The sequence below is a fragment of the Pseudoalteromonas sp. 78C3 genome, assembly GCF_002836695.1.
In the GTDB taxonomy this organism is placed as follows: Bacteria; Pseudomonadota; Gammaproteobacteria; order Enterobacterales; family Alteromonadaceae; genus Pseudoalteromonas; species Pseudoalteromonas arctica.
Window position 1 is genome coordinate 1 of record NZ_PJAV01000007.1, and the last position, 6,378, is coordinate 6,378.

Below are 6,378 nucleotides of genomic sequence, written 5' to 3' on the forward strand. Positions count from 1 at the left end.
TAAGTTAGAGCATATCTATAAAAACCTAAAAGAACTCAATAGCCAAAGGGCTCCAAGGGTACAGTGCATTAGATTTGTTGAACAAGAACTGAAAAATGAAAAAAATAGTATTTATTTTTATATCTTATGTGGCTGGCTTTATTATCTTTTGAAAGAGGGGGGGGTAGCTAAAAGAAGATTAAAAATAGGAACAGTAATTGATTATGTAAAAAGTATTAGCAAACCTTTTTTAACGGTTTTTACTCAAACTGATTTAGCAATAATTTCGGCATCTGATTGGGCAATAAAATTAAATGATGCGACCGAGTATTTTACCTCAGCGCCAAGGAAAAAATACTTATACTACTTTTCTGAATTTTTGATTGAGTCAGAAATTGTCAAAGATTTGTGTATTGATGATCTTGATATAGCACCTGTTCAAAGCAAGGTTGATGCTAATTTAGTGACAGCGAGTCATGCAAGCGCAATTCTGGAATATTTAAGTAACAACCTTAATAATAGTCTTGTTGAGTTATATGCATATTTGTTGATGTGTTTTTGTTTTTATAGCGGCTTGCGCCGTAATGAAGCCGCTAAGCTGTACTTTGGTGATATTCAGGTTTCACCTGTAAAGCCAAATGAAGGTGAATATGATTGGATTCTACTATCAATCAGACCAAATAAAATAAGGGGTTTAAAAACACCTTCAGCTAGAAGAGAACTACCTCTTGATGCGTTATGGCCAAAAGAGCATTTAGCCAAGTTAAGAAGCTTTTATGACGTTCAAAAAAACACTGAAAATAAGCCATCAAATTCATTGTTATTTAACTGCTCTGTTAGCGTAAATAAAGCATACGAGCTATTAACGCAATTACTGCATTATTATACTAAGGATCATACTCTAAGAATTCATCATCTAAGACATAGCTTTGCTAATTGGACTTGGTACAGATTAAATTCAAACTTGGTATTAACGGGAAGGCAGTATTTATCTATATTTGAAAATGACTTATTTGATCAAAATTTTATTACTCACTTTAACAAAAGATTAAAAGTTAAAGACAATACTCGTTCAAAAATGTTTTTTTTGTCTCATTTACTTGGTCATAAAGTCACAGTGTCGACACTAAATAGCTATTTACACTTAAAGGACATACAGCATTGCGCACAAATGAATCAAACATATACAGTATCTAAGTATTTTTTATCTGAATGTATAGGGAGAGCTAATTTTAAGGAGTTTATGCCAGGTGAAAGTTTAATTGAAAGAATTGAATTTTATAGTAAAAAACAAGAGCAAGACTATTCGATCCAATATGCGGGTAAGGTTAGTGATTTAATCACACCATCGTTTAAAGGTTTTAAACAAAAGTTTAAAGCTGATGGGCAAATAAGAATGTTAGATTATGCAAATGCTCTTAAATCGCTAGAACTAAACTCAGTACACGATACAGCATCGAGTTACTCACTCCCTGTGGAGCAAGTTCAAAAATTACATGATAACGCTCTGAGTGTAAGCAGAGAATATCCTAGGAAAGGTAAAAAGCTGCCCTTAATTCCTAACTTCCCAAGTTTAGATAATACTAAAGATGACTTAAAAAGAGTTTCTTCACAAAAAGCATTTTATTATTTATGTCAGAAATTTGATACTTTATTAAGTCAGAAAAATGTAACTCTTAGTGAAGCATTTGATGCCCTACAAATATTGAAATATGCTGCTGCAGGGAAGAATTTCGCTCTTCGTTGTCCTGATGGGCAAGTAATACGCAACTTTTTAAATTTATGTATAAAATTTAAATTAAAGTCGGGCCACTTCAAATTTCGTTTTCATCAAGTAGATTTACAAAATCAAAATGTTACTCAAGCTAGGTCTTACTGGGAACAATTAGTTTCGTCATTTGGATTAAGCGATAGTCACATCGAAAGCGCCTCAATTGAGGAGGGCAGGTTTCTAGGTAAACATAATGGCAATGGCTTTTTAGAAGTTGGATTATTAATTACAGTAAAGGGTAGTAAAGGCACATATAAAAATTCGAGGCGCCACCATAGCTTAATGAGTTTTCTTCATTTGCTGCTTATTATAAGTTATAGGGCCGGCGAAGACCCTTAAAAGCTTCAAATTAAGTTTAGGTATTTTAAAACGTTAACTCATTCTTTTAAGAACTTTGTCGCCAACTTTGCAAAAATGATAATAATCAGGAAGTTCTTGAAATTTAGCATGTATAAAAGCAGATTCAGAAGAGCATCGGTCAGCTTGTTGCACAATATGTTCAATTGCATATCTCGCTTTATAGCCAGATGGCTTGGCAGCTAATAAACTGCTTAATAACTCCAGCAACTGCCTATTACAACTACCTAGCTTCGCTAAGGGCTCAGCTAAGATAGCAAAGTTATAACCTTCGTGTGGTCCAGGTATATAGCGATCGCTGGCTTGATGTAGCATGACAAATATTTTACCAATATCATGAAATAAGCCAGCTACTAATGCCGCTTGGCATTCTATACTGGAATGGTTTAAGTGTTTAGCGTTATTAAATGCAATTTCAGCTACCTCTATACTGTGCTCAAACAATCCATGGGTATAAGAGTGATGGTGGTTTAAGCTAGCCGGTGCATGTATGAATTTTTGCAAAATGCTTTGTTTAGTTAAAATAAAATCAATAAAAGGCTGCAACTCACTACATGTGACAAAGCTAAGTAGCTTAAAAAATCGTGCTATTAAATGCTCATTTGTATTAATTATCATCGACGTTAAATTAAGATACTGCTGTTCGTTACATTGAGAAAGTATAGGCTCTATATTACAAACAATATGGTTACCCATTATATCGTGAGTTAACTGAAATTGAGCTAAGCCAGATACTATTTGGCATCTTCTAGCAATATCAGCAGATGTAATAGCGTAAATTACTTGCTTACTTATCAATAGCTCACAATTGGCTGTTGGCAAAGTACCGTTAATATGTAAATTTTTTAACCAACCATAAATATAGTTATTCATAAGTAGCCTCTTCTTCAATGTTGGCATTTAGAAGTAGGCGGTCAAAAGCGCTACCATCTTGTCGAGTATTGTTTGGAACATAACGGCTATAAACTTCAAATAGCATTTTAGTCGTGCTGTGACCCATTTGTTTAGCTATCCATTCAGGATTTTCACCAGCAGAAAGCCATAATGTTGCGCATGTATGCCTCGTTTGATAAGGGCGTCTCCTCTTTAAAGAGAGCTCTTCTAGCGTTGGATACCATACCCTTTTAGTTATATTTCGATGGTCAAGAGGGTTACCTTTTTTATTACAAAAAACATAAGTGTTCTTACCAGTTATTTTGAATTGTGTTTTTAATGCATCAACAACAACTCTAGACAGTTGGATATTTCTATATGATGTTGCTGTTTTAGGTGTCTCAACATTGCCATCAACTAAGGTTTCATGAATAGTAATTTCATTTCGATCAAAGTTAACGTATTCCCACTTGAGACCATCAATCTCTGCTGTTCGTATCGCAGTAAAAAAGCGAACGGTATAATAATTACGAAAATCACTTCTTACATACTTAAGAAATTGCTGAACTTCCTTGAGTGAAAAAGGTTCTATCTTGGTTTTAACTACTTTTAGTGGTTTTATATTGTTAAAAGGAGTTTGAAAATCATAACGTAATGACGCTTCTTTAAGTATGCCTCTAAGAGGTGTCATAACATGATTGATCCAATCATTACTCAATTGTTTTTTACTACTACGCTTAGGCTCTAATATGCCCGCGCGATATTTAATAATATGAGCACGGCTTATTTCATCAAGATTAAACTTGCCAAATTCAGGAATTAAATAACCCTCAAAGATCATAGACACATTTTTAAAATGACTAATTTTCCAATGAATTTTACTTTCTGCTAGCCACTCATAAGCAAATGCCTCGAAGTTAGGTACATTCTGTAAAATAACATCAGCTTTATTCGTTTCATTAGCTTTTATAGCTTCTATCTGGTCATCAAACAGTTTAAATGCCTTGCAGCGGTTACTATTCGGAAACATATCTCGGTAAACAAAACGATCGAGCATAATTTGAATTTCAATACTTTCTAGAACTTTCACAAGTTTGATACGATTAGCTTTTGTATCCTTGAGTAAGGTCTGCTCACGACATCGTATATTTTGATAATAAAAATCAAAAAACAACTTATCGTTTCGGCTTCTTACACTAGCCATAGCATACACCTCCACTTGCGAGAGGAATGGCAAATTCGCATTCACCTTTAGACGTGGTGTTGTACATTTCATCCATTACACTTTCTAAAAGGTAAAGTATTTTTCTTGATCCAAAAGGTCTAATGTAATGCTCACCCTCAAAAAAAACATTGTCTTTCAACTTACGGTTAATGTAATCTGGGCTGAACTTAATAAAGCTTGAAAGTTCTTTTGCAGAAAGCAGAGTAAATTCATTTTTAATCATAAAAGTATCCTCATAAGAAACTAAAGTGATTAAATCATACGAAAAGTATCCTGTAAGGAAACTTTTGAAATAATTGGTTGTATTAAAATGATTGTTTATAACTTAAGGGAATTAATCGCAGCTAAGTCATTGAATGAGGGACGTAAAATTACGTTAGATGAAGTTGCAAATGCTGCCGGAGTAAATAAAGCCGCTATGTCAAAAATGGCAAATAATAATAATTATTCTACGACTACGCGGACATTAGACGCGTTGTGCGAGTATTTCGATTGTAAAATAGAAGAGATAATTACGCACGAAAAATAATAGATTTAAAAAATGTCTGTTGTTAGATTACTTTCTATAGCATAAAGAAGTTCTTCGTAAATTTCAGGCTGATTCATTGCTTCTATATAGCTGCATTTTAAATTATTGTTAAAACTATTGAACCAAAAACTAAACCCCAGTTTTCGTAGGATGAGCTGGCTAGTTTTAGTATTTTAATTTTTATAGATCTGACTGATTTATCTGTAAAATCAAATTGAAGAGAAGCTAAGCAGTCTTTTAGAGAAGATGTCACTTACTGTAGGCTGCTTATTGTCAGCAACTATCGCTTTAAGTCCAGTTGGTTCTTTAATTTTTAAAAGCTCTATGACTGATAACAAAAAATATCTTTCAAGAAATTTATCGATTTCTCGCTTATAAAATATATGGTTGATTTTTATATAGTTGTAGTAAAGCTAACTAAGTTTAAATTCTTAAAAAATCTTTTAAATCACTCATAACCCTCTATTGCTAAATTTTACTTTATTCTTTAAAAAGATGAACTGCAATTTTTCTCTCAGACATTTAAGCTATCTTATTATGTAAGTAATTATTTAGATATTAGCTTTTACCTAATGATAAGATAAAAAATTTACTTGCCTTAATAGTATGATCGTTGTGCCACTACAATATCAGATCAGAACATTTATCATTAGAAAATAGGGAAAGTAATCATAGCAAATTAGTTCTATTGTATAGACTAAACATCGTATCTAATTAACCAAAAGCTGAAACAAGTTTTAGTAAGGCATATCAGCAAAATAATTAATGATATGAAGTCCAGCCTATTTAAAAGTTTTCAATTTATAGTGTTTTTCTACTTTTGTTCTTGGATTGATTAATTTTTAACTTTTAGGGTATGATACTGTAACTATACCTGTGTATTCAAAACTCAAATGTAAAACCAAACTCTCTTAATTTTTCGTATACGTTTATATCAAAACGGTACAAAGTAGCAGCTCGGTGAGCTACGTTGGTTTGTTTTTCTTTGCAGTTTATTAGCAAGTTCATTTTTTGGAACTTACGTCTAAAGTTAGGTTTATCGAGTGATTTATTTAAAATTGACTCGTAAATTCCTTGTAGCTCAAGCAAGGTAAACTTTTCAGGGAGCAGGCTAAAACCAATCGGCTCGTGTCTTACTTTATAGCGTAAGTAATCTAAGCCACTTTTTAAAATGTCGGCGTGGTCAAACATTAAAGGGGGAACGTTATTTACATCAAACCATTCACATTCTAAAGCATTGTCGCCGCTCACAAGATTGGTTTCTTCAAAGCGTACGAGCGAATAGTAAACAATGGTTATAATACGTCTAGCAGGGTAGCGGTCAACGTTACCAAACGCGCCTAACTGATCTAAATAAAGGTTTTCAACACCGGTCGTACTTTTAACAACACGTAAAGCTGCAAGGTCTAAGTTTTCATCTTTACGAACCCAATGACCAATTAAACCCCATTGGCTTGTTGCAAGGCCTCGATTATATTTAACCAGCAACACCTTTAACTTACCTTCATGAATAGCAAATACAATATTATCTACGGTTAGATTACTAATGCAGTCATCAGGAATCGATTCTTCGTCGATGTTGTTAGAAATGTTTGATGTTTTATAGTGCATAAATTACTCAGCCAAAGCTATACGAAGATATTG

Annotated in this window: 6 protein-coding genes; 2 read left to right on the forward strand and 4 right to left on the reverse strand. The window is 33.2% G+C overall.

What is annotated here, in order from left to right; all coding sequences use genetic code 11:
• A partial coding sequence (locus CXF76_RS00170) for a tyrosine-type recombinase/integrase (RefSeq protein ID WP_101162749.1) occupies positions 1–2,089 on the forward strand: 2,089 nt, incomplete at its 5' end.
• Between the two features lie 33 nt (positions 2,090–2,122).
• Here CXF76_RS00170 and CXF76_RS00175 read toward each other — a convergent pair.
• The 3 genes from CXF76_RS00175 to CXF76_RS00185 are packed head-to-tail and all read right to left on the reverse strand — an operon-like array spanning position 2,123 to position 4,428.
• On the reverse strand, positions 2,123–2,980 hold the full coding sequence (locus tag CXF76_RS00175) for an HDIG domain-containing metalloprotein (RefSeq protein ID WP_157823321.1): 858 nt from the start codon (positions 2,978–2,980) through the stop codon (positions 2,123–2,125).
• The gene (locus CXF76_RS00180; RefSeq protein ID WP_101162751.1) at positions 2,973–4,184 is read right to left on the reverse strand and encodes an Arm DNA-binding domain-containing protein; all 1,212 of its coding nucleotides are present in this window, start codon (positions 4,182–4,184) and stop codon (positions 2,973–2,975) included. The genes CXF76_RS00175 and CXF76_RS00180 overlap by 8 nt, the downstream gene beginning before the upstream one ends.
• Complete coding sequence (locus tag CXF76_RS00185) at positions 4,177–4,428, reverse strand: hypothetical protein (RefSeq protein WP_101162752.1); 252 nt, start codon at positions 4,426–4,428, stop codon at positions 4,177–4,179. The genes CXF76_RS00180 and CXF76_RS00185 overlap by 8 nt, the downstream gene beginning before the upstream one ends.
• 87 nt (positions 4,429–4,515) lie before the next feature.
• Here CXF76_RS00185 and CXF76_RS00190 point away from each other — a divergent pair, with 87 nt between their 5' ends.
• Entirely contained in the window at positions 4,516–4,734 is a 219-nt protein-coding gene (locus CXF76_RS00190; protein WP_101162753.1) for a helix-turn-helix domain-containing protein, read from the forward strand.
• An 882-nt stretch (positions 4,735–5,616) separates the two neighbouring features.
• On the opposite strand, the gene CXF76_RS00195 is transcribed toward CXF76_RS00190, so the two are convergent.
• On the reverse strand, positions 5,617–6,345 hold the full coding sequence (locus CXF76_RS00195; RefSeq protein WP_101162754.1) for an NUDIX hydrolase: 729 nt from the start codon (positions 6,343–6,345) through the stop codon (positions 5,617–5,619).
• Positions 6,346–6,378 lie beyond the last annotated feature (33 nt).

Bases quoted from the DNA above. Each gene is read 5' to 3' on its own strand.
- CXF76_RS00185 (WP_101162752.1), bottom strand. From the start codon at position 4,428: ATGATTAAAAATGAATTTACTCTGCTTTCTGCAAAAGAACTTTCAAGC.
- CXF76_RS00180 (WP_101162751.1), bottom strand. From the start codon at position 4,184: ATGGCTAGTGTAAGAAGCCGAAACGATAAGTTGTTTTTTGATTTTTAT.
- CXF76_RS00195 (WP_101162754.1), bottom strand. From the start codon at position 6,345: ATGCACTATAAAACATCAAACATTTCTAACAACATCGACGAAGAATCG.
- CXF76_RS00190 (WP_101162753.1), top strand. From the start codon at position 4,516: ATGATTGTTTATAACTTAAGGGAATTAATCGCAGCTAAGTCATTGAAT.
- CXF76_RS00175 (WP_157823321.1), bottom strand. From the start codon at position 2,980: ATGAATAACTATATTTATGGTTGGTTAAAAAATTTACATATTAACGGT.